The organism is Streptomyces sp. NPDC001828 (assembly GCF_042892175.1).
Lineage (GTDB): Bacteria > Actinomycetota > Actinomycetes > Streptomycetales > Streptomycetaceae > Streptomyces.
In genome coordinates this window covers 943,554-969,623 of sequence record NZ_JBIATV010000002.1, presented here as the reverse complement: position 1 = coordinate 969,623, position 26,070 = coordinate 943,554, and the positions used below count along the sequence as shown (strand labels likewise).

25 protein-coding genes and 1 riboswitch are annotated in these 26,070 nt (G+C 72.5%); of the genes, 14 read left to right on the top strand and 11 right to left on the bottom strand.

What is annotated here, in order from left to right:
* Window positions 1-387 precede the first annotated feature (387 nt).
* From ACFYZA_RS11315 to ACFYZA_RS11305, 3 genes are all read right to left on the bottom strand, one after another.
* Complete coding sequence (locus ACFYZA_RS11315) at window positions 388-774, bottom strand: DUF3040 domain-containing protein (protein ID WP_100574598.1); 387 nt, start codon at window positions 772-774, stop codon at window positions 388-390.
* Window positions 775-1,050: 276 nt separating this feature from the next.
* Entirely contained in the window at window positions 1,051-1,809 is a 759-nt protein-coding gene (locus ACFYZA_RS11310; protein WP_382596419.1) for a class I SAM-dependent methyltransferase, read from the bottom strand.
* 146 nt (window positions 1,810-1,955) lie between these two features.
* Complete coding sequence (locus ACFYZA_RS11305) at window positions 1,956-2,507, bottom strand: SAV_6107 family HEPN domain-containing protein (protein ID WP_388489355.1); 552 nt, start codon at window positions 2,505-2,507, stop codon at window positions 1,956-1,958.
* Window positions 2,508-2,719: 212 nt separating this feature from the next.
* Between ACFYZA_RS11305 and ACFYZA_RS11300 the strand changes: the two genes are divergently transcribed.
* The 5 genes from ACFYZA_RS11300 to ACFYZA_RS11280 all read left to right on the top strand — a co-directional run bounded on the left by ACFYZA_RS11300 (window position 2,720) and on the right by ACFYZA_RS11280 (window position 8,665).
* Window positions 2,720-3,496 carry an ATP-binding cassette domain-containing protein gene (locus tag ACFYZA_RS11300; protein WP_382596425.1) on the top strand — a complete coding sequence of 259 codons (777 nt, stop codon included), beginning with the start codon at window positions 2,720-2,722 and terminating at the stop codon, window positions 3,494-3,496.
* Complete coding sequence (locus tag ACFYZA_RS11295; protein ID WP_388489353.1) at window positions 3,468-5,552, top strand: YhgE/Pip family protein; 2,085 nt, start codon at window positions 3,468-3,470, stop codon at window positions 5,550-5,552. Before ACFYZA_RS11300 ends, ACFYZA_RS11295 begins: the two co-directional genes overlap by 29 nt.
* Before the next feature lie 11 nt (window positions 5,553-5,563).
* Window positions 5,564-6,172, top strand: coding sequence for a TetR/AcrR family transcriptional regulator (locus tag ACFYZA_RS11290; protein ID WP_100574603.1), 609 nt, complete (start codon window positions 5,564-5,566; stop codon window positions 6,170-6,172).
* A gap of 333 nt (window positions 6,173-6,505) precedes the next feature.
* Complete coding sequence (locus tag ACFYZA_RS11285; RefSeq protein ID WP_382596433.1) at window positions 6,506-7,123, top strand: DUF4126 domain-containing protein; 618 nt, start codon at window positions 6,506-6,508, stop codon at window positions 7,121-7,123.
* Between the two features lie 30 nt (window positions 7,124-7,153).
* Window positions 7,154-8,665, top strand: coding sequence for a phytoene desaturase family protein (locus ACFYZA_RS11280; protein ID WP_388489348.1), 1,512 nt, complete (start codon window positions 7,154-7,156; stop codon window positions 8,663-8,665).
* A gap of 25 nt (window positions 8,666-8,690) precedes the next feature.
* Here ACFYZA_RS11280 and ACFYZA_RS11275 read toward each other — a convergent pair whose 3' ends face one another.
* The 5 genes from ACFYZA_RS11275 to ACFYZA_RS11255 all read right to left on the bottom strand — a co-directional run bounded on the left by ACFYZA_RS11275 (window position 8,691) and on the right by ACFYZA_RS11255 (window position 13,285).
* The gene (locus ACFYZA_RS11275; protein WP_382596439.1) at window positions 8,691-9,521 is read right to left on the bottom strand and encodes a hypothetical protein; all 831 of its coding nucleotides are present in this window, start codon (window positions 9,519-9,521) and stop codon (window positions 8,691-8,693) included.
* A 62-nt stretch (window positions 9,522-9,583) separates the two neighbouring features.
* A complete protein-coding gene (gene metF / locus ACFYZA_RS11270; RefSeq protein ID WP_388489345.1) occupies window positions 9,584-10,501 on the bottom strand; it encodes a methylenetetrahydrofolate reductase [NAD(P)H] in 918 nt (305 codons plus the stop codon).
* Window positions 10,502-10,631: 130 nt separating this feature from the next.
* A complete protein-coding gene (thiE, locus tag ACFYZA_RS11265; RefSeq protein WP_388489342.1) occupies window positions 10,632-11,288 on the bottom strand; it encodes a thiamine phosphate synthase in 657 nt (218 codons plus the stop codon).
* A 105-nt stretch (window positions 11,289-11,393) separates the two neighbouring features.
* Window positions 11,394-11,759 carry an Rv2175c family DNA-binding protein gene (locus ACFYZA_RS11260; protein WP_382596448.1) on the bottom strand — a complete coding sequence of 122 codons (366 nt, stop codon included), beginning with the start codon at window positions 11,757-11,759 and terminating at the stop codon, window positions 11,394-11,396.
* Between the two features lie 302 nt (window positions 11,760-12,061).
* On the bottom strand, window positions 12,062-13,285 hold the full coding sequence (locus ACFYZA_RS11255; protein WP_388489339.1) for an NAD(P)/FAD-dependent oxidoreductase: 1,224 nt from the start codon (window positions 13,283-13,285) through the stop codon (window positions 12,062-12,064).
* Window positions 13,286-13,404: 119 nt separating this feature from the next.
* Window positions 13,405-13,517: riboswitch (TPP riboswitch) on the top strand.
* On the opposite strand from ACFYZA_RS11255, the gene thiO reads away from it, so the two are divergent.
* The 5 genes from thiO (at window position 13,515) to ACFYZA_RS11230 (ending at window position 18,663) form a co-directional block, all read left to right on the top strand.
* On the top strand, window positions 13,515-14,696 hold the full coding sequence (gene thiO / locus ACFYZA_RS11250) for a glycine oxidase ThiO (RefSeq protein ID WP_388489337.1): 1,182 nt from the start codon (window positions 13,515-13,517) through the stop codon (window positions 14,694-14,696). Its footprint overlaps the riboswitch before it by 3 nt.
* Complete coding sequence (thiS, locus tag ACFYZA_RS11245) at window positions 14,693-14,893, top strand: sulfur carrier protein ThiS (RefSeq protein ID WP_382596457.1); 201 nt, start codon at window positions 14,693-14,695, stop codon at window positions 14,891-14,893. Before thiO ends, thiS begins: the two co-directional genes overlap by 4 nt.
* Before the next feature lie 2 nt (window positions 14,894-14,895).
* Window positions 14,896-15,690 carry a thiazole synthase gene (locus ACFYZA_RS11240; protein ID WP_382596460.1) on the top strand — a complete coding sequence of 265 codons (795 nt, stop codon included), beginning with the start codon at window positions 14,896-14,898 and terminating at the stop codon, window positions 15,688-15,690.
* 100 nt (window positions 15,691-15,790) lie between these two features.
* Window positions 15,791-17,800, top strand: a complete 2,010-nt coding sequence (gene pknB, locus ACFYZA_RS11235; RefSeq protein ID WP_388489333.1) for a Stk1 family PASTA domain-containing Ser/Thr kinase — start codon at window positions 15,791-15,793, stop codon at window positions 17,798-17,800.
* A gap of 11 nt (window positions 17,801-17,811) precedes the next feature.
* Window positions 17,812-18,663, top strand: a complete 852-nt coding sequence (locus ACFYZA_RS11230) for a deoxyribonuclease IV (protein WP_382596468.1) — start codon at window positions 17,812-17,814, stop codon at window positions 18,661-18,663.
* Window positions 18,664-18,687: 24 nt separating this feature from the next.
* Here ACFYZA_RS11230 and ACFYZA_RS11225 read toward each other — a convergent pair whose 3' ends face one another.
* Window positions 18,688-19,320: a sulfite oxidase-like oxidoreductase gene (locus ACFYZA_RS11225; RefSeq protein WP_382596471.1), complete on the bottom strand. Its 633-nt coding sequence runs from the start codon at window positions 19,318-19,320 to the stop codon at window positions 18,688-18,690.
* Between the two features lie 153 nt (window positions 19,321-19,473).
* On the opposite strand from ACFYZA_RS11225, the gene bfr reads away from it, so the two are divergent.
* Window positions 19,474-19,953 carry a bacterioferritin gene (bfr, locus tag ACFYZA_RS11220; protein ID WP_161258098.1) on the top strand — a complete coding sequence of 160 codons (480 nt, stop codon included), beginning with the start codon at window positions 19,474-19,476 and terminating at the stop codon, window positions 19,951-19,953.
* A 46-nt stretch (window positions 19,954-19,999) separates the two neighbouring features.
* Here bfr and ACFYZA_RS11215 read toward each other — a convergent pair whose 3' ends face one another.
* Both ACFYZA_RS11215 and ACFYZA_RS11210 read right to left on the bottom strand, forming a co-directional pair.
* On the bottom strand, window positions 20,000-20,263 hold the full coding sequence (locus ACFYZA_RS11215; protein WP_382596475.1) for a bacterioferritin-associated ferredoxin: 264 nt from the start codon (window positions 20,261-20,263) through the stop codon (window positions 20,000-20,002).
* 172 nt (window positions 20,264-20,435) lie between these two features.
* Window positions 20,436-21,776 carry a class II 3-deoxy-7-phosphoheptulonate synthase gene (locus ACFYZA_RS11210; protein WP_382596478.1) on the bottom strand — a complete coding sequence of 447 codons (1,341 nt, stop codon included), beginning with the start codon at window positions 21,774-21,776 and terminating at the stop codon, window positions 20,436-20,438.
* A 188-nt stretch (window positions 21,777-21,964) separates the two neighbouring features.
* On the opposite strand from ACFYZA_RS11210, the gene ACFYZA_RS11205 reads away from it, so the two are divergent.
* The 3 genes from ACFYZA_RS11205 (at window position 21,965) to ACFYZA_RS11195 (ending at window position 26,070) form a co-directional block, all read left to right on the top strand.
* Complete coding sequence (locus tag ACFYZA_RS11205) at window positions 21,965-23,956, top strand: N-acetylmuramoyl-L-alanine amidase (RefSeq protein WP_388489328.1); 1,992 nt, start codon at window positions 21,965-21,967, stop codon at window positions 23,954-23,956.
* Window positions 23,957-23,967: 11 nt separating this feature from the next.
* Window positions 23,968-24,066, top strand: a complete 99-nt coding sequence (locus ACFYZA_RS11200) for a trp operon leader peptide (RefSeq protein WP_100574620.1) — start codon at window positions 23,968-23,970, stop codon at window positions 24,064-24,066.
* 99 nt (window positions 24,067-24,165) lie between these two features.
* Entirely contained in the window at window positions 24,166-26,070 is a 1,905-nt protein-coding gene (locus tag ACFYZA_RS11195) for an anthranilate synthase family protein (protein ID WP_388489326.1), read from the top strand.

Sequence of the window (26,070 nt, the reverse complement as noted above, 5' to 3'; positions counted from 1 at the left end):
CCGTTCGCGCCTTAAGGGCGCTCGTCCTCAAACGCCGGACGGGCTGAGGATGCCCATGCCACCGGCGCTGCCAGGGGCGCGGGGAACTGCGCGAGAAGCGAGCACGATCCGCAGTCGAGAACGGGTCGTGGGGGCGCGAGGAACTACGCGACCAGCCACCCACAGCCCGAGGCCCAAAACGGGGTTGGGGGCGCGGGGAACTGCGCGAACGGCCCCCACCGGGCCGCAGACGAAAGACGAAAGCGGGGCCGGGGCGAAGCCCCGGAAGGGGCCGGGGCGAAGCCCCAGGGGGTTGGGGGCGAGCCCCAGAAGGGACCGGGTACGTCACAGGGGCGGCCACCTCAAGAAGGTGACCGCCCCTGTGGTTCAGGTCAGAACGGGGCGGGGCTAGCGCCCCTCATCGCGGCGCCGCTGCCACCGCTGCTCGATCCGGTCCATCATCGAGCGCCGCTGACGAGCCTGCCGCGGCGCGGCGGAACCACCGGAACGCACCTCACCGGGACGCGGCGCCTTGCGCCACCCGGTGACCGCGAGCACCGCACATCCGAGCATGACGAGGAATCCCACCACACTGATCCAGATCTGCTGCGCGACCATTCCTGCCATGAGGAGCGCGATACCCACCAGGAAGCCGGCGACCGCCTGGTAGACCCGTCGCCGGGTGTACGTACGCAGCCCGCTTCCCTCAAGCGCTGTCGCGAACTTGGGATCTTCGGCGTACAGCGCTCGCTCCATCTGCTCGAGCATGCGCTGCTCGTGCTCCGAGAGCGGCACGGAGTCCTCCTACTCGTCGGTCGCGGGGGGCGACCGGATGCGGCCCCTTCAGGATAGGCAGGGAATCGCCCCCGTGAAACCCGCCCTCTACGCCAAATCGCCAGCCGGGCCGCCACGGCGGCTCGGCTGTGGAGATTCAATTCCCCAAGAGTCGATCCGTCATGCCGGACGGTGTCCCCCGATCATACGGGGCGAAGCCGCCGATCGGGGGGCCTGTGGCGTACTCCATGCGGCACAGCGTCGCTGATCAGCCCGCCGGGGGCCACCGGAGCGGGGTCAGCCGCGCTTCTCGCCCAGTACGTGCAGCTGGGTGGCGACCGCGTGGAAGGCGGGGAGCTCGGCTGCCGCGGCCTCCAGCTTGAGGAGCGCGTCCAGGGCGCCGGGCTCGGTGTCCACCAGGACGCCGGGCACCAGGTCGGCGAAGACCCGCACGCCGTGCACCGCCCCGGCGGTGGCCCCCGCCGCGCCGACGAGCTCGATGAGCTGCTCGGCGGTGAACCGGTGCGGCACCGGGTCGCCGGCGCCCCAGCGGCCGGCCGGGTCGGACAGCGCGTGCCGGGCCTCGGTGAAGTGCCCGGCGAGCGCGCGGGAGAGCACCGCGCCGCCGAGGCCCGCCGCGAGCAGGCTGAGCGCGCCCTCGGGGCGCAGCGCGTCCACCGCGTTGCGCACGCCTTCCGCCGGATCCTCGACGTACTCCAGGACCCCGTGGCACAGCACCGCGTCGTAGCCGCCGCGCTCGACCACGTCGAAGAGGCCGAGCACATCGCCCTGGACGCCCTGCACCCGCTCGGCCACCCCGGCCTCGGCGGCCCTGCGCTCCAGCGCGAACAGCGCGTTGGGGCTGGGGTCGACGACGGTGACCCGGTGCCCGAGGGCGGCCAGCGGGACCGCGAAGTTGCCGGAGCCGCCACCGGTGTCCAGCACGTCCAGGGCCTCGCGCCCGGTCACCTTGACCCGGCGGTCGAGCGCTTCCTTGAGGACCTCCCAGACCACGGCGGTACGAAGGGAGGCGCGGGGGCGCATGGGGTCCGACACGGCAGTTGACTCCTCGGCGCGGTGCCGCCGCGGACGCGGCGTGGGAAGGGTGAAGACCCGTCCACCCTATTGCCTCCCAGGCCCGGGCCGGATCAGCAGCGGGCCGCCCCGCCCGAGCCGTGTCCGGGGCCGCCGCCGGCCCGCCGTCAGCCCGCCCCCCGTTCCGCCTCCGGCTCGCGCGGCCTCGGCTGGGGCAGTACGGGCTGGAGGACGAGCAGGCGCTCGACCAGGCGCAGGAACATCGCCGCGTCGCGGAGCAGATCGTCCGCGTCCCGGGTGGTGGCGGCGCCCTGGATGCCGGCCTCGGCGCGGGCGCGCCGGTCCGCCCCCGAGGCGAACAGGGCGCTCCACTCGGTCAGTTCGGGCGCTATCTCGGGCAGCACCTCCCAGGCGCTGCGGATGCGCCGGCGGCGGCGCGGGCTGGTCTCGGGCCGGCCGCGGGCGGCGAGGACGGCGGCCGCGGTGCGCAGCGCGGCCAGATGGGCCGTCGCGTACCGCTCGTTGGGGGCGTCGAGGGCGGCCGCCTCGTCCAGGCCGCCGCGGGCCTGGGCGAGCAGGTCGAGGGCGGCGGGCGGTGCGCCCTCGCGGCGCAGCACCGGATGGACGTCGTTCGCGGGGCCTCCCGCTGGACTGTTCAGTGAGGGGGCAGGGCTGCTTGCGCGGCGCCGGGGTACAGCTGCTGCGTGGGAGCTGGCCATGACGAGCCTCCTGTCGTCGTGTGACGGCACTGTGGCCGTATGTGTCCATCGTGAGGGGCGCCACTGACAATCGACCCGAAGCACGTCCTGACCAGCCCCTTTGCCTCGCATGGGGGTTCGGGCTATCTTTTGTACTGACCAGTCAGTTCAAAAGCTTGGTTCAGCGTAGGGGCCGGGTTCCCGGCCCGGGGAAGCGCAGAGCAGGGGGGAATGTGGACAGCCCGCACTCGGAAGTGACCGGCGCGGCGATCCGTGCCGAGGGCTTCGGGCTCAAGGGGCCGCGCGGCTGGGCCTTCAGGGGGGTGTCCCTCGACGCCGCCCCCGGCTCGCTCGTGGCGGTCACGGGCCCCTCCGGCTCGGGCCGGACGTGTCTGCTGCTCGCCCTCACCGGCCGGATGAAGCCGGCCGAGGGCTGGGCGCGGGTGGCCGACCACCAGCTGCCCCGCAAGATGGCCGCCGTGCGCCGGATCAGCGCGCTCGGCCAGGTGCCCGGGGTCAGCGAGCTCGACCCTGCCTTCACCGTCGCCGAGCACCTGCGCGAGCGCGTGATGCTGCGGCGCCGCTACGACGGCTCGCTGCGGGCGCTGCTGCGCTCCCCCGCCCGGCGCCGGGCCGAGTCCCGCGCCCTGATCGACGAGGCGCTCGCCGGGGCGGGGCTCGACCTCGACTCGCTGCCGAAGGGCGAGCGCACCTCCGTGCGCGATCTCGAACGCCTGGAGGCGCTGCGGCTGAGCGTCGCTCTCGCGCTGATCCAGCGGCCGCGGCTGCTCGCGGTCGACGACACCGACATGAAGCTGTCGGACGGCGAACGCGCGGCGGCCTGGGCCCTGTTGCGCTCGCTCGCGGACACGGGCGTCACCGTGCTCGCGGTGTGCAGCGAGGCGCCCGCCGAGGCCGACCTCACCGTGACGACGGAATCCGGCGCCGAGGACGGGGCCACGAACAAGGAGGGGGCGGCGGATGCGTTCGCCACGACTGGCAGCGCTTGAGCTGAAGCGGTTCGGCAGGGGGAAGCTGCCACGGGCGGCCCTGGTCGCGCTGCTCCTGCTGCCGCTTCTGTACGGCGCGCTCTACCTGTGCTCGTTCTGGGACCCCTACAGCCGTCTCGACCGCATACCCGTGGCGCTGGTCAACGACGACAAGGGTGCCGAGGCCGCCGGACAGAAGCTCAAGGTCGGCGACGAGCTCAGCGAGAAGCTGCTCGACAGCAAGACCTTCGAGTGGCACGAGGTCAGTGACGCCGAGGCGCGCGAGGGCCTCGAAAAGGGCACGTACTACCTGTCGTTGACGATGCCCGCCGACTTCAGCAAGAGGATCGCGTCCAGCTCCGGGGAGGCCCCCGAGACGGGCGCGCTCCAGGTGCACACCAACGACGCGAACAACTACATCGTGGGGTCGATCTCCCGGACGGTGTTCGCCGAGGTGCGCGCCGCCGCCTCCACCAAGGCGTCGCGGTCCTTCCTCGACAAGATCTTCATCTCGTTCGCCGACCTCCACGACCAGACCGAGAAGGCCGCCAAGGGCGCGGGCGACCTCAAGGACGGGCTCGGCAAGGCCAAGGACGGCTCCAAGCAGCTGGCCGACGGCCTCAAGGACGCCAAGGACGGCAGCGGCAAGCTGGCCGGCGGCGTGGCCAAGCTCGACACCGGCGCGGGCACCCTCGCCGGCGGCGCCCAGCAGGTCGCCGACGGCACCCAGCAGCTCGCGGACCAGGTCAACGCGGTGGCCGGCCAGGCGCGCCCGTACCTCAAGGACAACGGCAAGACCGTCGGCGACGCGGCGAAGCTCCTCGCGGACTCGATCCAGCCGGTGCGCGACCAGCTCCAGCACATCATCGACCTCGCGCCCGCTGCGGCGACCGGCACCCGCAAGGCCTCCCAGGACCTCGACACCCTCTATCAGCAGCTCTGTGTGGACACGTCCACCGAGGGGCAGGTCTGCCCGAAGCTGAAGGAGGCCAAGAAGGCGATGGCCACCGGAGCGACCCTTACCGCCGACGTGAACAACCTCGTCAAGGACCAGGGGGGTGACTTCAAGAAGCTGGACAAGAGCCTCGCAGACCTCCAGACCAAGGCCCGGGACCTGGCCGCGAAGGCGCCGCACCTCTCCAGCGACCTGGACAAGCGGGTCGCCGACATCAACAGGCTCAACAAGGGCGCGCACGACGTTGCCAAGGGCGCGCGCGACATCCACACCGGTCTCGGCACCGCCAGGACGGGCTCGACCGATCTCGACACGGGCATCGGCAAGCTGAAGAAGGGCGCGGGCACCCTGGACGGCGGGATCGTCAAGCTCTCCGACGGCTCGGTGCGGCTGTCCGACGGCCTGCACGACGGCGTCGGCAAGATCCCGGACTACGACAAGCAGCAGCGCGACCAGCGCACCGACGTGATGTCCGACCCGGTCAAGCTCGCCTCCCAGGCGATGCACAAGGCGCCCAACTACGGCACCGGATTCGCCCCGTACTTCATCCCGCTCTCCCTGTGGGTGGGCGCGATGGTCGCGTACATGCTAATCCAGCCGCTCAACCGGCGGGCGCTCGCGGCCGGGGCCTCGGCCTGGCGGATCGCGTTCGCGGGCTGGCTGCCGGTGGCGGCCATCGGTCTCGCGCAGATCGCCGCGCTGATGGCGGTGCTGCACTTCGGGCTCGGGCTCGAAATGCGGCGCACGGCCGGGACGCTGGGCTATCTGGCCCTGACCGCCTTCTGCTTCACGGCGATCGTGCAGTGGCTGAACGCCAAGTTCGGGGCGGCCGGACGCATCCTGGTGCTCGCCGTCCTGATGCTCCAGCTGACCTCGGCGGGCGGCACCTACCCCGTCCAGACCAGCCCGGCCTTCTTCAACGCCATACACCCCTATCTGCCGATGAGTTACGTCGTGGACGGCCTCCGCAGGCTGATCACCGGCGGCGACCTGGGCGTGGTGTGGCAGGGCTGTGCGGTCCTGACCGCCTTCACCGCGGGCGCCCTCGCGCTCACCGCGCTGTCCGCCCGGCAGAAGCAGGTGTGGTCGCTCGACCGCCTGCACCCCGAGCTGAGCCTGTGAGAATCGACGCCATGGAGAGCAGCAGCACCAGACGGCAGGCGACCCGGCAGAAGCTGTACGAGGCCGCCGTGACGCTCATCGCCGAGCAGGGCTTCTCGGCCACCACGGTGGACGAGATCGCCGAGCGGGCCGGGGTCGCCAAGGGCACGGTCTACTACAACTTCAAGAGCAAGACCGAGCTGTTCGAGGAGCTGCTGCGGCACGGCGTGGGGCTGCTGACCGCGTCCTTGCAGGCGGCCGCGGACGAGACCGACGAGCGGGGCGGCACCAAGGTCGAGGCCCTGGACGCGATGATCCGGGCCGGCCTGGACTTCATCCACCGCTACCCGGCCTTCACCCAGCTCTACGTCGCCGAGCTGTGGCGCACCAACCGGGCCTGGCAGTCGACGCTCCTGGTGGTGCGCCGCGAGGCGGTGGCCGTCGTGGAGACGGTGCTGCGGGACGCGGTCGGCGCGGGCGAGCTGAGCGAAGAGATCGACATCCCGCTCACGGCCGCGGCCCTGGTCGGGATGGTCCTGGTGGCCGCGCTCGACTGGCAGGCCTTCCAGAGCGAGCGCTCCCTCGACGACGTCCACGCGGCCCTTTCGAGGCTGCTGCACGGCCGGGTCAGCGGGCGCTAGCGGCGCCCGGCCTCCGACACGGGCAGGCGCGGCGCGCGGCCGGAGACACAAGCACGCCGGGCCGGTGCGGTTCATTCCCCCATGAACCGCGCCGGCCCGGCGTTTCCCCCGTACGTCCCCCCGTACCTCGTCACGTCCGGGGAGCCGCGCCGGTTCCGCCGCCCCGTGTCGGCGGTGCCAGCGCCGCGCCCCTTCCGTGTGGCCTCCACCTTCCCGTCCCCGCAGGTGGGAGCCCATCCGTTCAGGTACTCATCTCGCCTTCTAGGTACGGATACTCAGACGTCCGCGCTCAACCCCATTCGGGGGCCGCCGGATCTGGTTAACATCGCGACCGTGTCCGTACTCCCCCTCGTGTTCACCAGCGGCTGGGCGAGCGGGGTCAACGCGTACGCGGTGGTCCTGCTGCTCGGCATCTTCGGCGCCACCGGCCTCACCGACGAGGTGCCCGAAGCGCTCCAGCGGCCCGACGTCCTGATCGTGGCCGGCGTGCTGTTCCTCTGCGAGGCGGTCGCGGACAAGATCCCGTACGTCGACTCGGTCTGGGACTCCGTGCACACGGTGATCCGGCCGATCGCGGGCGCGGTCGTCGGGGCGCTGCTGGCCGGGCAGAACGGTTCGCTGCCCGATCTCGCGGCCGGGGCGGTGGGCGGTTCGACGGCGCTGATGAGCCATCTGGTCAAGGCCGGGACGCGGATGGCGGTGAACACCTCCCCCGAGCCGTTCAGCAACATCGCGCTGAGCACGGCGGAGGACCTGGGCGTCGCCGGGATCATAAGCTTCGCGATCTTCCATCCGCTGGCGGCGGCCGTGATCGCGGGCAGCCTGCTGCTCATCGGCATCGTGACGCTGGTCGTCCTGTGGCGGAAGATCCGCCGCTTCCGGCGGCGCAGGGCGCAGCGCCGGGAGGAGAAGCGGCTGGCGGCGGCAGGGGTTCCGCGACCGCCGGAGTGACTGTCAGTGGCGGCGGATAAAGTCGCTGGCATGGCACGGATTGCGGTGATCGGCGCCGGTGTGGGCGCCATGGCGGCTGCCGCCCGGCTGGCCGTGGCAGGCCACCGGGTGACGGTGTACGAGCGCTCGTCGACGTACGGCGGCGCGCTGGGACGGTTCGAGCGGGACGGGTTCGCCTTCGACACCGGCCCCGGTCTGCTGCGGCTGCCCGCCGTCTACCGCGACCTGTTCGTGAAGACCGGCAAGGAGCCGCTGGAGAGCGTCGTCGAGCTGACTCCGGTGGACCCGGCCGCGCGCCACCTCTTCGCCGACGGCAGCGAGGTCTCGCTGCCCAACGCCTCGCGCGCGGGCGTGATGTCCGCTTTGGACGACGCCCTGGGCGAAGGCGCGGGCGAGCGCTGGGGGGCGTTCCTGATCCGCGCCCGCGAGGCCTGGGACCGTACGCGCAGGCCCCTCCTGGAGGAGCCGCTGTGGCCCAACTGGGAGGTGCTGGCGCGCGAGCCCTACCCCGCCCCGAAGCAGCGCCGGCTCCTGCGCGCGCCCCGGCAGGCGGCCACGCTCGGCGAGGTCGCCGCGTGGGAGCTGGGCGGCGGCCGGCTCGGCACCCTCCTGGAGGGCTACGCGTTGGAGTACGGCCTCGATCCGGGGACGGCCCCGGCGGCCGCGGCCGTGCTGCCGTACATGGAGCAGACCTTCGGCAGCTGGTACGTGCGCGGCGGCATGCGGGAGCTGGCGCGCGCGGTGCACGAGCGGTGTCTGGCGCGCAAGGTCGGGTTCGTGTTCGGCGCCGAGGTGCGGCGGGTCGTCGAGAAGGACGGCCGGGCCGCCGGGGTCGAGCTGGCCGACGGCACGGTGGCGGAGGCGGAGCACGTGGTGTGCGGCGCCGATCCGCGCGGCCTCGAACGGATGCTGCCCGGAAGGGAGTTGTGGCAGGCGGGCAAGGTGCGTCCGGCCGTCGAGGCCCGGCCGAGCCGTTTCACGGTGCTGCTGGCGCTGCGCGGCGGCCGCCCCGCCGGCGCCGCGCACCGCACGGTGGTGCACTCGCCCAACGCCTCGGCCGAGGCCCGCGCGGGCTTCACCGGCCCGCACGACGCGCCGCCCACGGTCACGGTGCTGCGCCCGGACGACCCGGCGGTGCGGCCCGACGACGGCCACGAGGCGCTGACCCTGACGGCGACGGTCGCCCCGCACGGCCCGGTCGACTGGACGGACGAGGGCCTGGTGCGGCGGTACACGGACGATCTGCTGGCGGCCGCCGTGCGGGCCGTGCCCGATCTGCGCGAGCGGCTCCTCTGGCACGAGTCCCGCACCCCGGCGCACCTCGCGGAGGCGACCGGCGCCGTGGGCGGTTCGGTGTCGGCGCCCTCCCTGGCCGGGGCCGGGGCCGCGTTCCTTCACCCGTCCAACACCACCGCCCTGCCGGGGCTCCACCTCGCGGGCGGCTGGGCGCACCCGGGCGGCGGGCTCGCGCACACCGGGATGTCGGGCGCCCTCGTGACCGGGCTGATCGTGGAGGGGGACGACTTCCGGGGCTCGCGGTGAGCCCCGGGTCCGCCCCGGTCAACGCTCAGTAGCGGTAGGGCTGTTGCTCCGGGTGGTACGGCAGGTCGGGGTGGTTGGGGTCGTACGGCGGCTGGGCCTGCTGCTGGTCGTAGGGCACGTACTCGCCGTCGCGCTGCTGGGGCACCCAGACGCCGCCGGGCGGGGTGTCCGTCCCGTACTGCGCGGCCAGCGGGTCGGGGTAGGACTGCTGGCCGCCGAAGCTGTCGTAGCCGGTGTAAGTGCCGTACGCCTGGCCGCCGTTGCCGATGTACGGGTCCGAGTAGGCGGCGTACTGCTGCTGCCCGGCGCCCGTCTCGTCGTACTGCGGGGCGTAGGGGTCGGCGTACGGCTGCTGCGGGTCGTACTCGCCGTACGGGGGCTGCGCCTCGCCCTGCTGGGGCGCGCCGTAGATGCCGTACTGGCCGGTGTCGTCGGGCATCGGAAGCGGCTCGTAGACCGAATCGGGGTGCGCCGCCTGCCCGTTGGCGTCCAGGGGGCCGGCTTCCGGCGCCTCTTCGTACTGGAGGTCCGAGACCTCGAGGACCGGCTCCGCCGCGGGTGCGCCCCGGCGGCCCGCCTTGCGGCGGCGGCTGGCTCCGGGCCGGCCGCCGATCGCCCAGCCGGTGGAGAAGCCCTGCCGGAAGGAGAGGGTGACGTAGGCCTGCCCGACGGCGAAGGCGATCGCGCCCAGGATGATCACGAGGACGGACGGGACGAGGACGCCGACGACCACGCCCAGGAAGCCGGTGAAGGCGAGCAGCCGCCAGCGCAGCCGCGCCTTGTACTGCAGCAGCACCTCGCCGAGCAGCCACAGCGCGACGATTCCGAACGCGATGTAGAGGACCGTCCAGCCCATGTACGCCCCTCATTCTCCTGCCCCGGGTACAGCTGTCCCCTGACCCGGGTACCGGTTTCCGGCTACGCCTGCTGGTGCAGGCCGAGATTCTCGTAGATTTCGAGCGTCGCCGTGGAGTTGTTGAGGGTAATGAAGTGCAACCCGGGAACGCCATCGGCGAGCAGCCGCGAGCAGAACTCGGTGGCGAACTCGATGCCAATGGAGCGTACAGCGGCCGGATCGTCCTTGACCGCAAGCATCCGGTCCCTGAGGTCCTCGGGGAAGACCGCGGTGCTGAGTTGGGGCAGCCGCTCCAGCTGCTTCACGCTGGTCACGGGCAGGACCTCGGGGATGATCGGGGTCTCGCAGCCGGCCGCCACGACCCGGTCGCGCAGCCGCGAATAGTTCTCGGGCTCGAAGAACATCTGCGTGATGGCGTAGTCCGCGCCGGCGCGGCATTTGTCCACGAAGTTACGGATGTCGGAATCCCAGTCCGTGGAGCGGGGGTGCATCTCGGGGAAGGCCGCGACACCGACGCAGAAGTCGCCCGACTCCCGGATGAGCGAGACCAGTTCGGCCGCGTATGTCACACCCTGGGGGTGCTTGACCCACTCACCCATCGGGTCGCCCTTCGGGTCGCCGCGCACCGCGAGGATGTTGCGGATCCCGGCGTCGGCGTACTGGCCGACCGTGTGGCGCAGCTCGGCGACCGAGTGCCCGACGGCGGTGAGGTGGGCGACCGGCGTGAGGGTGGTGTCCTCGGCGATCTGCTGGGTGGCCTCGACGGTCCCGGTACGGGTGGTGCCGCCGGCCCCGTACGTGACGGAGACGAAGTCGGGGGCTACCGCTTCGACCCGGCGCAACGCGTTCCAGAGGTTCCGCTCGCCCTTCTCCGTCTTGGGCGCGTAGAACTCGAAGGAGTACGTGGTCTCGCCGGTCGCGAGCATGTCGCGCACGGTGCGTGCGCGATCAGTCCTGGTGGAAGCAGTGCCTAGGGCCATACTGGCAGGTTAGTCACGGGGGCCCGGCAGCCCAACCAAACCGGGGTTAAATGTCTCGATTGCCGGACTTCTGTCCACCCCTCGGACACCCATGGACACCCTCGGACGCACCTCCTCGGGCAAGGGGCCCTCAGCGGGCGCCGAGCCGCTCCCGGACCCGCTTGGCGAGGTCGGCGGCGGCCGCGGCCGGGTCGTCGGCCTCGGTGATCGCCCGCACCACGACGACGCGGTCCGCGCCCGCGTCCAGGACCTCGTCCAGGTTGGCCGCGTCGATCCCGCCGATCGCGAACCACGGACGGCCGGTGCCGAGCGAGGCCGTGTACCGCACCAGGTCGAGGCCGGGCGCGTGGCGGCCGGGCTTGGTGGGGGTGGGCCAGCAGGGGCCGGTGCAGAAGTAGTCCACGCCGGGCTCGACGGCGGCCGCGGCGGCCTCCGTCTCCGCGTGCGTGGAGCGGCCGATCAGGACGGTGTCGCCCAGGATCGCGCGGGCGGCGGGCACCGGCAGGTCGCCCTGGCCCAGGTGCAGCACGTCGGCGGCGATGGCGTGCGCCACGTCGGCCCGGTCGTTGACCGCGAGCAGCTTGCCGTGCCGGCGGCAGGCGTCCGCCAGGACGGCCAGGTGTTCCAGTTCCTCGGCGGCCTCCATGCCCTTGTCGCGCAGCTGCACGATGTCCACGCCGGACGCCAGCACGGCGTCGAGGAAGGCGGGCAGATCGCCCTGGCGCTTGCGCGCGTCGGTGCACAGGTAGAGCCGGGCGTCGGCGAGCTGCTCACGGGCCGTGGGCATGGAAGGTCCCCCGTTGTGTTCGTCTTCGGCCGGGCCGCGCGGTGTACGGCCGGGTGGACCGGACCGTACACCGCGCGGCTTTCGGCACTGTCGGGTGGGCTCGGCTCAGAGGGCGAGCGCCTGGGCGCGGCGCTTCACCTCCGTGCCGCGATTCTCGCTGAGGGCCTCGGCGGGGGTGCCGGGCAGCGACGGGTCCGGAGTGAAGAGCCACTCCAGCATCTCCTCGTCGGAGAAGCCGTCGTCCCTCAGCAGGGTCAGCGTCCCGGCCAGGCCCTTGACCACCTTGTCGGTGTCGATGAAGGCGGCGGGCACCTGGAGCGCCCTGTTCTCACCGCGGCGTACGGCGATGAGCTGGCCCTCCTTGACCAGCTGCCGTACGCGCGTCACCTCCACGTCCAGCATCTCCGCGATGTCGGGGAGGTAGAGCCAGGCGGGGACGAGAGCATCAATCTTTGCGTCAATCTCGGTCACGGTCCAAGCGTGCCACCTCGCACGGGCACTCGGTACCGGGGTGGTCCCTCGGGGGCTGTGCCCCCGGGCCCCTTCCTGGGGGCGGCGCCCCCAGGCCCCCTCTCGGGGCCGCGCCCCGGCCCCCTTCTGGGGGCGCTGCCCCCGGGCCCCCGCTCCTCAAGCGCCGGAGGGGCTTCATTCGGTTCTGGTGCGGACCGTGCTCGCTTCTCGCGCAGTTCCCCGCGCCCCCAACCTCCTTTCTGCTGCGGACCGTGCTCGCTTCTCGCGCAGTTCCCCGCGCCCCTGTAGGTGACCCGGCGGCCCTACGCCAGCGTCGTCGACTTCAGCGGGATCGACGGGTCCGCCAGCTTCGAGCGGTCCACCAAGGTGCCCGCGTCGATCAGTTTGCGGCCCTGGGCCAGGTCGCGGGGGCGGCCCACTGCCAGGACCGCCACCAGGGCGCCGTCCCTGAGCCAGCACACGGACCAGGGGGTCGAGGACGGGTCGCCCCGGTGGATCAGTTCGTCGGTGTCGGTGTGGTGGCCCGCGTACTGGACGAAGCGGCCGAACTGCTCGGACCAGAAGTACGGGACCGGGTCGTAGTCCGTGGGGGCCTCGCCCACGATGTCGGCGGCGACCGTGCGCGGGCCCTGAAGCGCGTTGTCCCAGTGGTGCACCAGCAGGCGCTCGCCGAAGCGGGCCGAGGGGAACGAGGCGCAGTCGCCCACCGCGTACACGTCGGGCAGCGAGGTGCGAAGCCGGGCGTCCGCCGTGACCGCGCCCTCCGGGCCGAGCGCGATGTCGGAGCCGGTCAGCCAGTCGGTCGAGGGGCGGGCGCCGATGCCGATGACGACCGCGTCGGCCGGCAGCCGGCGCCCGTCGGCGAGCAGCACCTCGCCCGGCACGACCGCCTGGACGCGGGCGCCGGTGAGGAGCTCGGCGCCGGACTCGGCGTACCAGCCGGTCATGGGGGCGGCGACCTCGGCGGGGAGCACCCCGGCCAGCGGGCGGTCGGCGGCCTCCACCACGGTGACCTCGCAGCCCGCGTCGCGCGCGGCCGTCGCGAACTCCGCGCCGATCCATCCGGCGCCCACCACCACGATCCGGTGCCGCTGGTCGAGGACCGGGCGCAGCCGGCGCGCGTCGTCGAGGGTGCGCAGGAGGTGGACGCCGGGCACCCCCTGGCTGCCGGGCAGGGTGAGCGGTTCGGCGCCGGTGGCGATGACGAGGGTGTCGTAGCCGACCTCGCCCGCCTCGGTCACCACCCGGTGCTCGTCGGGGCGCACCCCGGTGACTTCGAGGCCGAGGCGCAGGTCCACGCCGAGTGCCTCGAAGTCCACCTCGAAGGCCGAACCCTCGGCCTTGCCGAGCAGGACGGCCTTGGACAGCGGGGGGCGGTCGTAGGGCTGGTGGGGTTCGGCGCCGATGAGGGTGATGGCTCCGGTGAAGCCCTGTTCGCGCAGGGCCACCGCGGTCTGTACGCCGGCCATGCCCGCGCCGACGACGACCACGTGCCGCGCTTCGGATTGCGTCTGCTGTTCGCTCACCCGATCACCATAAGCAGCTGACTATTTGTCAGGTAAGGGGCCGGACCCCGCCGGACCCCCCTCGGGCACCCGGACGCTCCCTTACTGCGCGCTGGGGGCTCGGGCTATGGTGGCAGGCGTAAAGCACTCGCGGGAGCCCGGACGCACCGGGCTGAGAGGGAGGCTGGGCGGCCTCCGACCGTACGAACCTGATCCGGGTCATGCCGGCGAAGGGAGGGGCTGGACGCCCATGCGTTCTTCACACAACGGGCCCGGGAACGGGTCCGACGTCCTCGTGGTCGGGGGCGGCATCATCGGGCTCGTCACCGCCTGGCGGGCCGCCCAGCGCGGCCTGGCGGTCACGCTCGTCGACCCCGAGCCGGGCGGCGGGGCCGCCCAGGTCGCGGCCGGGATGCTCGCCGCCGTCACCGAACTCCACTACGGCGAGCAGACGCTGCTCGCCCTGAACGTCGAGTCCGCCCGGCGCTATCCGGCCTTCGCGGCCGAGCTGAGCGAGGTCACGGGCCTCGACACCGGCTACCGCGCCTGCGGCACCCTGGCCGTGGCGCTCGACTCCGACGACCGCGCCCATCTGCGCGATCTGCACGCCCTCCAGGCCGGCTGCGGCCTGGAGTCGGAGTGGCTCTCCGGGCGGGACTGCCGTCGCCTGGAGCCCATGCTCGCGCCCGGCGTGCGCGGCGGGCTCCGCGTGGACGGCGACCACCAGGTCGACCCGCGCCGCCTGGCCAAGGCCCTGGTCGCCGCCTGCACGCGGGCCGGGGTGCGCTTCGCGCACGGCTGGGCCGAGCGGCTCTCGGTGGTACGGGAGCGGGCGGCGGGAGTCGTCCTCGCGGACGGCACCGAGCTCGCGGCCGACCAGGTGGTGATTGCCGCGGGCAGCCTCAGCGGGCGTCTCGCGGGCGTACCGGACGAGCTGCTTCCGCCGGTGCGTCCGGTGAAGGGCCAGGTGCTGCGGCTCACCGTGCCGCCCGCCTACGCGCCGTTCCTGTCCCGGACCGTGCGGGCGGTGGTGCGGGGCAGCGACGTCTATCTCGTACCGCGCGAGAACGGCGAGCTGGTCGTCGGCGCCACCAGCGAGGAGCTCGGCTGGGACACCACGGTCACCGCCGGAGGGGTCTACCAACTGCTGCGCGACGCGCACGAGTTGGTGCCGGGGATCACCGAGCTGCCGCTCACCGAGACCCGCGCCGGGCTTCGTCCCGCCTCCCCCGACAACGCGCCGCTGCTCGGCCCGACCGCGCTGCCCGGGCTGCTGCTCGCCACCGGGCACTACCGCAACGGCGTGCTGCTCACCCCGGTCACCGGCGATGTCATGGCGCACACCCTGACCACCGGTCAACTGCCGGACGAGGCGCGCCCGTTCACCCCCCGACGCTTCACCTCCGCACCCTGGGAGCTGACGACCGCATGACCATCTCCGTCAACGGCGAGCCCCGCGCGCTCGCCTCCGGGACCACCCTCGACGCTCTCGTCGCCGCCCTCGCGCCGTCCCGGTCCGGGGTCGCCGCCGCCGTCAACGAGGCGGTCGTGCCGCGCAGCGCCTGGCCGACGACCACGCTCGACGACGGCGACCGCGTCGAGGTCCTCACCGCCGTGCAGGGGGGCTGACCATGGCCGACGACCTGCTGACCATCGCCGACACCACCTTCGAATCCCGCCTGATCATGGGCACCGGCGGGGCGCCGAGCCTCGACGTCATGGAACGGTCGCTCGCGGTGTCCGGCACCGAGCTGACCACGGTCGCGATGCGCCGCCTCGACCCGCGCGTGCAGGGCTCGGTGCTCTCCGTCCTCGACCGGCTCGGCATCCGGGTGCTGCCCAACACGGCGGGCTGCTTCACCGCGGGCGAGGCCGTGCTCACCGCGCGCCTCGCCCGCGAGGCGCTCGGCACGCACTGGGTGAAGCTGGAGGTCATCGCGGACGAGCGCACCCTGCTGCCCGACCCCATCGAACTCCTCGACGCCGCCGAGGTGTTGGTCGACGACGGGTTCACCGTGCTGCCGTACACCAACGACGACCCGGTCCTCGCGCGCAAGCTGGAGGACGTGGGATGCGCGGCGATCATGCCGCTCGGCTCCCCCATCGGCTCCGGGCTCGGCATCCGCAACCCGCACAACTTCGAGCTGATCGTGGACCGGGCGAACGTCCCGGTGATCCTCGACGCGGGCGCCGGCACCGCATCCGACGTGGCGCTCGCGATGGAGCTCGGCTGCGCCGCGGTGATGCTGGCCTCGGCGGTGACCCGGGCCCAGGAGCCGGTCCTGATGGCCGAGGCGATGCGGCACGCGGTGGAGGCGGGCCGGCTCGCCCACCGCGCGGGCCGCATCCCGCGCCGCCACTTCGCCGAGGCGTCCTCGGCGATGGCGGGGCGGGCGGTGCTCGACCCGGAGCGGCCCGCGTTCTAGCCGTGTTCCGGGGAGTTCCTCGTCACAGCTCGGCTTCAGTACGGCCCCCGGAACGCCCGCGGCGTGAAGGGGGCCGAGCGGCGCTCGTAAACTCTCCCCCGTGGATACGACCCTTCATGACCCCCTCGTCGGGCAGGTGCTCGACGGCCGCTACCGCGTCGACGCGCGCATCGCCGTCGGCGGTATGGCCACGGTCTACCGGGCCGTCGACACCCGCCTCGACCGCGTGCTCGCCCTCAAGGTGATGCACCCGGGCCTCGCCGCCGACGCCTCCTTCGTCGAGCGCTTCATCCGGGAGGCCAAGTCGGTCGCCCGGCTCGCGCACCCCAATGTGGTCGGCGTCTTCGACCAGGGGGCCCAGGACCAGTACGTGTACCTGGCGATGGAGTACATCGCGGGCTGCACCCTGCGCGATGTGCTGCGCGAGCGCGGCGCGCTCCAGCCGCGCGCGGCCCTCGACATCCTGGAGCCGGTGCTCGCGGCCCTGGGCGCCGCCCACCGGGCCGGGTTCGTGCACCGGGACATGAAGCCCGAGAACGTCCTGATCGGCGACGACGGCCGGGTCAAGGTCGCCGACTTCGGCCTGGTCAGGGCCGTGGACTCGGTGACGAGCACCACCGGCTCGGTGCTCGGCACGGTCTCCTACCTCGCCCCCGAGCAGATCGAGCACGGCACCGCGGACACCCGCGCCGACGTGTACGCGTGCGGTGTGGTGCTCTACGAAATGCTGACCGGCGCCAAGCCGCACGGCGGGGACACCCCCGCCCAGATCCTCTACGCCCACCTCCACGAGGGGATGCCCGCGCCCTCCGCGGCCGTGCCGGGCCTCGCCCTGGAGCTGGACGACCTGGTCGCCTCCGCGACCGCGCGCAACCCCGACGTCCGTCCGCACGACGCGGTGGCCCTGCTCGCCGAGACCCTGACGGCCCGCGCGGCCCTGGGCGACGCGCAGCTGGACGCCGTCCCGCCGGGCGCCCGCTCGGCCGCCGGCGAGTCCGGCGCCGAGGACCGTACGAGCGTGATCCCGCGCGCCCTGCCGACGCCGGTCCCCCCGGCCCCCGGGGCGCTGCCCGCCGACGCGGTGCCCGACCAGGGCGCCCACCGCACGACCCGGCTGAGGTCCGGCGACTCCGTCAACCGCACCAGCCGGCTGATCATGCCGCAGCGCGTCGAGGACGAGCCGGAGCGGCGCGGACCCCGCCGGGTGCGCGGCCGCCTGGACAGCCGGCGCGGTCTGATCGCGGTGGTGGCGGCGCTGCTCCTGATCCTCGGTGTCGGTGCGGGCGTCTGGTACATCAACTCCGGCCAGTTCACCCGGGTTCCGGCCCTCATCGGGCAGACCGAGGACGCGGCGAAGAAGAAGCTGTCGGGGGCCGGGCTCGACGTCAAGAAGGTCGACCGGCAGTTCAGCGACACCGTCGAGCGGGGCCAGGTCGTCTCGACCGACCCGGCCACCGGCGCCCGTATCCGCGGCAATGGCGCGGTCACCCTCGTCGTCTCGCGCGGACCGGAGACGGCCCAGGTGCCGCAGCTCGACGGGATGCCGCTGGACCGGGCGAAGGACGAGCTCCAGAAGGCGGGCTTCGCGCCGGGCGACACCTCCAGCGAGTTCAGCGACGGCGTCGCGCAGGGCTCGGTGATCCGCACCGACCCGGCCGCGGGCGTCAAGCGCCACACGGACACGGCCGTCTCACTGGTCATCAGCAAGGGCGCCCCGGTCGACGTGCCCGGGGTCGTCGGCGACTCGGTGGCCGATGCCACCGCCGCCCTCCAGGACGCCGGGCTCAAGGTCACCATCGCGCCCGACCAGGTCGAATCGCAGCAGGACGCGGGCAAGGTCGCGGCCCAGTCCGCCGCCGAGCACGCCCGGCTCGCCAAGGGCGACAGCGTCACCCTGACCGTGTCCAAGGGCCCCCGTATGGTCACCGTCCCCAAGGTGACCGGCGAGAAGGCCGACGACGCGCAGAAGGACCTGGAGAAGGCCGGCTTCAAGGTGAAGGTCGACCGCGGCTTCCCGTTCCTGAGCGACGAGGTGTCGGGCCAGTCCGTCGCCGCCGGCGCCCAGGCGCCCGAGGGCTCCACCATCACCATCACCACCAAGGGACTGTAGGTAGTCACCCCATGCGCAACCCCATCGGCGGCCATGTCCCCGTGGCCGGCGGCCTCGCCTCGGTCGGCCTGTCCTACGCGCGCGAGATCGGCGCCGAGACCGTGCAGGTCTTCGCCGCGAACCCGCGCGGCTGGGCCACCCCCACCGGGAACCCGGCCCAGGACGAGCGGTTCCGGGCCGAGTGCGCCGAGGCGTCGATGCCGGCGTACGTACACGCCCCGTACCTGATCAACTTCGGCTCGCACACCGAGGCGACGGTGGAGAAGTCGGTGGAGTCGCTGCGGCACTCGCTGCGCCGGGGCCGTGAGATCGGCGCGCTCGGCGTGGTCGTGCACACCGGCTCGGCGACCGGCGGGCGGCCGCGCGCCGACGCGCTCGCGCAGGTACGGGCCCATCTGCTGCCGCTCCTCGACGAACTCACCCACGACGACGACCCGTTCCTGCTCCTGGAGTCGACCGCCGGGCAGGGCTCGTCCCTGTGCTCGCGCACCTGGGACTTCGGCCCGTACTTCGACGCCCTGGACGCCCACCCCAAGCTGGGCGTCTGCCTGGACACCTGCCACATCTACGCGGCCGGGCACGATCTGGCCGGGCCCGGCGGGATGAAGCAGACCCTCGACCTCCTCGTGGACACCGTCGGCGAGGGCCGGCTGAAGCTGATCCACGCCAACGACTCCAAGGACGTGGCCGGCGCGCACAAGGACCGCCACGAGAACATCGGCTCGGGACACATCGGCGAGGAGCCGTTCCGCGAGCTGCTCGGGCATCCGGCGACCGAGGGCGTACCGCTGGTCATCGAGACGCCGGGCGGCAAGGAGGGGCACGCCAACGACGTGGCCCGGCTGAAGTCGCTGCGGGCCTAGGCGGGGTACTTCGGCGGGCGGAGCTCAGAGCTCGGGGCCGTCCCCGGGCTGCTCCTGGTAGGAGTAGCGCTGCTCGCGCCAGGGGTCGCCGATGTTGTGGTAGCCCCGCTCCTCCCAGAACCCCCGGCGGTCGGCCGTCATGTACTCGATGCCGCGGACCCACTTGGGGCCCTTCCAGGCGTACAGGTGCGGCACCACCAGGCGCAGCGGGAAGCCGTGCTCGGCGGTGAGCAGGTCGCCGCCGTTGTGGGTGGCGAACAGGGTGCGATCGGAGAGGAAGTCGGCGAGCCGCAGGTTGGAACTGAAGCCGTACTCGGCCCACACCATGACATGGGTGACGTCGGCGGCGGGCGGTGCGATGCCGGCTATCGTGCGGGCGCCCACACCGCCCCATTCGGCCCCGAGCATCGAGAACTTGGTGACGCAGTGCAGGTCGGCGGTCACGGTCTCGAACGGCAGCGCCGAGAACTCCTCGTGGTTCCAGCAGTGCTTCTCGCCGTCGGCGGTGGCCCCGAAGACCCGGAACTCCCAGCGTTCCGGCTTGAACTTGGGCACCGGACCGTAGTGGGTGACCGGCCAGCCGCGCTGGAGGCGCTGCCCCGGCGGAAGCTCCGTCTGCGCTGCTCCCTGCCGCTCCCGGCTCTCCGGCTGACCCATGACTCCATGGTGACAGACCCCGGGGGGTGGTGTTGACCAGGGACGTCCCTATTCGGGCAACTCCTACTAAGCATGCACTTACTGGACGGGTTCTGATCACGGTGCGAGGATGCGCGAAACCTGCCCAGTTACCGCTTGGAAGGAGCCTCTGCGATGCAGGGCGACCCCGAGGTCATCGAATTCCTGAATGAGCAGCTGAGTGCCGAGCTGACGGCGATCAACCAGTACTGGCTGCACAGCGCGATGCAGGCCAACTTCGGCTGGACGAAGCTGGCCAAGTACACGCGTCACGAGTCGATCGACGAGATGAAGCACGCGGAGGTGCTGACCGACCGGATCCTCTTCCTGGACGGTCTGCCGAACTTCCAGCGGCTCTTCCATGTGCGCATCGGGCAGACGGTCACCGAGATGTTCCAGGCGGACCGGCAGATCGAGGTCGAGGCGATCGACCGGCTCAAGCGCGGTATCGAGGTCATGCGCGCCAAGGGCGACATCACCTCGGCGAACATCTTCGAGTCGATCCTGGCCGACGAGGAACACCACATCGACTATCTCGACACCCAGCTGGAGCTGGTGGAGAAGCTCGGCGAGGCGCTCTACATCGCGCAGCTCATCGAGCAGCCGGAGAGCTAGCGGCAGCCCGAGGGCCAGTCGGCCACCGCGGCGGCCGGCCCGGGCGTCAGGCGGCCTCGTCGAGGGCGGTGGCGAAGTCCGGTTCCGGGGCGACGGCGGTGAGCGCGGGCTTGCCCTGCTCCACCAGCTCGCGCCGGGGACAGGCGCCGCGTCCGAGCAGCGACTGGATGCGTCGCACGCAGGAACCGCAGTCCGTGCCGGCCTTGGAGGCGGACGCTATCTGGCGGGGGGTGCAGGCACCGCCCTCCGCGTGCTTCTTGACCTGCTCCTCGGTGACACCGAAGCAGTTGCATACGTACACGCGGTTCACCTCCCGAGGTGATCGACACGGGGCCGATGGACATGCCGTCCCGATCGACCGGTTCCCGTTTCGTCGGTGAGGCAACCCTAACCTTACCCGGCACCCCGGGAGCGCGACAGCCCCGGTACTCCAGTGGGGCGCGGATCACATGGATCCGCGCCCCACTGTCTGTCTTCGGGAATTACTGGTCGCGGTACATCTCGGCGACCAGGAACGCCAGGTCCAGGGACTGGCTGCGGTTCAGGCGGGGGTCGCAGGCCGTCTCGTAGCGCTGGTGCAGATCGTCCACGAAGATCTCGTGGCCGCCGCCCACGCACTCGGTGACGTCGTCACCGGTGAGCTCGACGTGGATGCCGCCCGGGTGGGTGCCGAGCGCCTTGTGGACCTCGAAGAAGCCCTTGACCTCGTCCAGGACGTCGTCGAAGCGGCGCGTCTTGTGGCCGGAGGCCGCCTCGAAGGTGTTGCCGTGCATCGGGTCGGTGACCCAGGCGACGACCGCACCGGAGGCGGTGACCTTCTCGACGAGCTCGGGCAGCTTGTCCCTGACCTTGTCCGCGCCCATGCGGACGACGAAGGTCAGCCGGCCCGGCTCGCGGTCCGGGTCGAGGCGGTCCACGTAGGTGAGCGCCTCGTCCACGCTGGTCGTCGGGCCGAGCTTGATGCCGATCGGGTTGCGGATCCGGGACGCGAACTCGATGTGCGCCCCGTCCAGCTGCCGGGTGCGCTCGCCGATCCAGACCATGTGGCCGGAGGTGTCGTAGAGCTGGCCGGTGCGCGAGTCGGTGCGGGTCAGCGCCGACTCGTAGTCGAGGAGCAGCGCCTCGTGGGAGGCGTAGAACTCGACGGCCTTGAACTCGGCCGGGTCGGTGCCACAGGCCTTCATGAAGTTGAGCGCGTTGTCGATCTCGCGGGCGAGCTGCTCGTAGCGCTGGCCGGACGGCGAGGACTTCACGAAGTCCTGGTTCCAGGCGTGCACCTGGCGCAGGTCGGCGTAGCCACCGGTGGTGAAGGCGCGTACCAGGTTGAGCGTGGAGGCGGACGCGTTGTACATCCGCTTCAGGCGCTCGGGGTCCGGGACGCGGTCCTTCTCCGTGAAGGCGAAGCCGTTCACGGAGTCGCCGCGGTAGGTCGGCAGGGTCACGCCGTCGCGGGTCTCGGTGCCCTTGGAGCGGGGCTTGGAGTACTGGCCGGCGATGCGGCCGACCTTCACCACGGGCACGGAGGCCGCGTAGGTGAGGACGGCGCTCATCTGGAGGAGGGTCTTGAGCTTGGCCCGGATGTGCTCGGCCGAGACGGCGTCGAAGGCCTCGGCGCAGTCGCCGCCCTGGAGCAGGAACGCCTCGCCCTGGGCGACGGCTCCCAGACGGGCGCGCAGCTGGTCGCACTCGCCCGCGAAGACGAGCGGCGGATACGACTCGAGGTCCGCGATCACATCGCGCAGAGCCTCGGCATCGGGGTACTCGGGCTGCTGCGCCGCGGGAAGGTCACGCCAGGTGTTTACGTTCACGGTCACCGGACCCACATTACGGGGTCGGCCAAGCCGTCCACCCCAGCGACCACCAAATGAGACACCGGCCACGCGGACACGGACGCGAGGACCGTAAGGGCAGGCCTGCGGTCCGGGAGGACTCAACCGTGACTGTTCATGATCATCTCCTGTTAATCTCGCGCCAGTTACTGAATTGCGGACAAAGGTGACCAGGGGTGGGCGTGAGCCGGAGCGTGACCAGCAGGCAGCGGAAACACACGAAGAGGAAGCTCCTCGGGTACGGAGTGGCCGGCGCGCTCGCGCTGACCGCGCTCGGCCCGCAGGCGCTCGCGGCTCCGGCCGACAAGGCGGCGGGCGGCCCGGCCGGCTCGGCCCTGCAGGGTCAGTTCGCCCGTGCGGCACAGGAGTTCAAGGTTCCGCAGAGCGTCCTGATGGCGGTCTCCTACCGCCAGACGCTCTGGGAGGACCACGACGGGGAGCCCAGCACATCGGGCGCGTACAACGTCATGGGTCTGACCCGGGTGCTGCCCGGCGACGTCGAGCGGCCCACGGCCCAGGACCGGCTGGCCCATCTCAACCTGAGCGGCGACCCGGCGGTCATGAAGCGGTTCGACGCCAGGAAGGCGCCGGCCGCCGAGCCGTCCGTCGACACCGCCGACCCGCGCCTGCACACCCTGGACGAGGCCGCGCGGCTCATCGGCGAGCCGGTGGACGCGGTGCGCACCGACTCCGGCCAGAGCATCCGGGCGGGCGCGGCGCTGCTCGCCCGCTACCAGCGCGCGGCCACCGGCTCGCTGCCGGCCGACCCGGGCGCCTGGTACCCGGCGGTGGCCCGCTACAGCCAGTCCCCCGACACCAAGGGCGCCGACGCCTTCGCGGAGCGCGTCTTCGACTCGGTGCGCTCGGGCGAGAGCCGGGTCACCACCGATGGCCAGCACCTCGCGCTCGCGGCCGACCCCGGGGTGAAGCCCGCCCAGCCGTCCACGAAGGCGGCCGCCTCCCCGACGGCCCTGACGCCCGAGTGCCCGGCCGGGCTCAACTGCGACTACAAGCCGGCCGACCCGAACAACTACAACGTGGCGACCCGGCCGGACAACGGCTTCGACATCCGGCAGATCGTGATCCACGACACGGAGGGGACCTACGAGGCGTCGATCAACACCTTCCAGGACCCGAAGAGTTCGGCCAGCACGCACTACATCGTCAAGGACGACGGCAGCCTGGTCACCCAGGTGGTGGCGACGAAGGACGAGTCGTACCACGCGGGCAACAAGACGGTGAACATGCACGCGCTCGGCGTCGAGCACGTGGGCTTCGCCATGAAGACCGGCAGCTGGTACGGCGAGCCGCTCTACGACGCGTCCGCGACGCTCGTGAAGTACCTCGCCGACCGGTTCTCCATCCCGCTGGACCGCGAGCACATCATCGGCCACGACGAGGTGCCGGGCCCGCTGGACGGCTATGTGGCCGGGCAGCACTGGGACCCGGGCCCGTTCTGGGACTGGAACCACTACATGTCCCTGCTCGGCGCCGACGACTGCGCAGGCGGCCGGCTCCCCGCGGCCGGGCAGGTCGTCAAGGTCGTCCCGCCGTTCACCCCGCGCACGACGACGTACTACGACCCGGCGACCAAGGTCCGCACGACCTTCGACGAGCCGGTCAACTTCGGCTACCTCTACGCCGCGCCGTCGGCCGACGCCGCCGCGCTGAGCGACCCCTACCTGGGCACCCAGGTCGCGACCGAGGGCCCGAACTGGGCCAACAAGGTCGTGGCGGGCGGCCGGTACGTCGTCGCGGACCAGCAGGGCGACTGGACGGCGATCTGGTACGGCGGCCAGAAGGCCTGGTTCCAGAACCCGGGCGGCCGCTACACCTCCGTGGTGGCGCGCTCGGCGGCCCCGGTCGTCCTGAAGGCCAAGGGCACCGCGGCCGTGCAGGTCTACGGGCGCTCCTACCCCGAGGACGCGGCGTACGCGGGCACCGGGGTGCCGGTGCAGGGCAGCAACTCCGCGTCCCTGACGAAGTACGGCATCCCGGCCGGCCAGGCCTACGTGGCCGCCGGCGGCCCGGTCGCGGGCGACTACTACTACGGCGGCACCACGCTCGGCACCCTGGTCAAGGGCGCCCAGACCTTCTACCCGATCCGGTACAACCACCGGATCGCCTGGGTGAAGGCGGCCGACGTCCAGCAGGTCGCCCCGGCCAACCGCTAGCCGTCCTCCCGATGGCGCCGCCACCGGCGGTGCCATCGGGTAGAGTGCGCCGCATGTTCGCGCACTCGATCCAGAACTGGTGGTGGACCGCTCATCCGGCGGCCCGCTGATCTCTGCGCTTACACAGACTCGCGAAGGCCGCCCCGAGGGGCGGCCTTCAGTGTTTCCCGGGCCGTTCCTCCCGCTCACCGCCGGAAGGAACCCAACTCGTGCTCATCCAGAGGCTGTTGGACGAGAACTGCCCGCCGTTCGCGCTGCTGCGCAGGCGCACCCCTGGCCACGACCACGACATCGTCGAGCTTCTGATCGGCGAGGTCCACGAGGCCGAGCACCTGGCCGACCTGCCCGTCCAGGACCTGCCCACGCTGGCCCTGGTGCCGTTCCGGCAGATCAGGGAGCGCGGCTTCGACGTCCGCGACGACGGCACCCCGCTCTCGGTCCTCGTCGCGGCCGAGGCGTACGAGCTGCCGCTCGACGAGGTGCTCGCGGAGCTGCCCGCGCACGAGGTGCGGGTCGAGGGCGGCGGCTTCGACGTCGACGACGAGGAGTACGCGGGGATCGTGCGGCGGGTGATCGACGACGAGATCGGCCGCGGCGAGGGCGCCAACTTCGTCATCCGGCGCACCTTCACCGGCGAGATCCCCGGCTTCGGACGGGCCGACGCGCTGGCCCTCTTCCGCCGCCTGCTGGCGGGCGAGCGGGGCGCGTACTGGACGTACGTGGTGCACACCGGAAATGAGAAGGGGCCCGAAGGGCCTTCCTCGGAAGGGCGGCGGCGGGCGACCGGCGGGCGGACCCTGGTCGGCGCGAGTCCCGAGGTGCACGTGCGGATGTCCGGCGGCACGGTCGTCATGAACCCGATCAGCGGGACCTACCGCTATCCGGCCGGCGGCCCCACCCCCGAGGACCTGCTGACCTTCCTCGCCGACCGCAAGGAGACCGACGAGCTCTCCATGGTCGTCGACGAGGAGCTCAAGATGATGTGCACGGTCGGCGACATGGGCGGTGTCGTGATCGGCCCCCGTCTGAAGGAGATGGCCCATCTCGCGCACACCGAGTACGAGTTGAGGGGCCGCTCCTCCCTCGACGTGCGCGAGGTTCTGAGGGAGACGATGTTCGCCGCGACGGTCACCGGCTCGCCGGTGCAGAACGCGTGCCGGGTCATCGAGCGGTACGAGGACGGCGGACGCGGCTACTACGCGGGCGCGCTCGCGCTGCTCGGCCGGGACGCGGGCGGCGCCCAGACCCTGGACTCCCCCATCCTGATCCGCACCGCCGACATCTCCGCCGAGGGGCACCTTCGGGTCCCGGTCGGCGCCACCCTGGTCCGCCACTCGGACCCGGCCGGCGAGGTCGCCGAGACCCACGCCAAGGCCGCCGGGGTGCTGGCCGCGCTCGGGGTGCGGCCGGCCCGCCCGGCCGCCGAGTCCGTACGCCCGCGCCTCGCCGACGACCCCCGGGTGCGGGCCGCCCTCGACGCCCGGCGGGCCGACCTCGCGCCGTTCTGGCTGCGGATGCAGGACCGGCCGGCCGAGCCCGCCGGATCGGCCCTGGTGGTGGACGGGGAGGACACGTTCACGGCGATGCTCGCGCACGTGCTGCGCTCGGCCGGCCTCGATGTCTCGGTGCTTCGCTACGACGCCGCCGGGCTGCGCGAGCGGGTGCTGGGCCACGAGGGCCCGGTGATCCTGGGGCCGGGGCCCGGCAACCCCGTGGACGCGGCCGACCCGAAGATGCGGCTGCTCCGTCCGCTCGCGGCCGAGCTGCTGCGCTCGCACCGGCACGGGCTGCTCGGCGTGTGCCTGGGCCACGAGCTGATCGCGGCGGAGCTCGGCCTGGAGATCGTGCGCAAGCGCGAGCCCCACCAGGGGGCCCAGGTGCGGATCGACCTGTTCGGGCGCGAGGAGACGGTCGGCTTCTACAACAGCTTCGCGGCGCGCTGCGAGGGCGGGCTGCCCGGCGTCGAGGTGGCGCGCGACCCGGTGACGCACGAGGTGCACGCGCTGCGCGGCCCCGGCTACGCGGGCATCCAGTTCCACCCGGAGTCGGTGCTGACCCTGCGCGGCCCTGAGGTCGTCAGGGACCTGCTCGCGGGGGTCGCGGCGGTCCGCTGA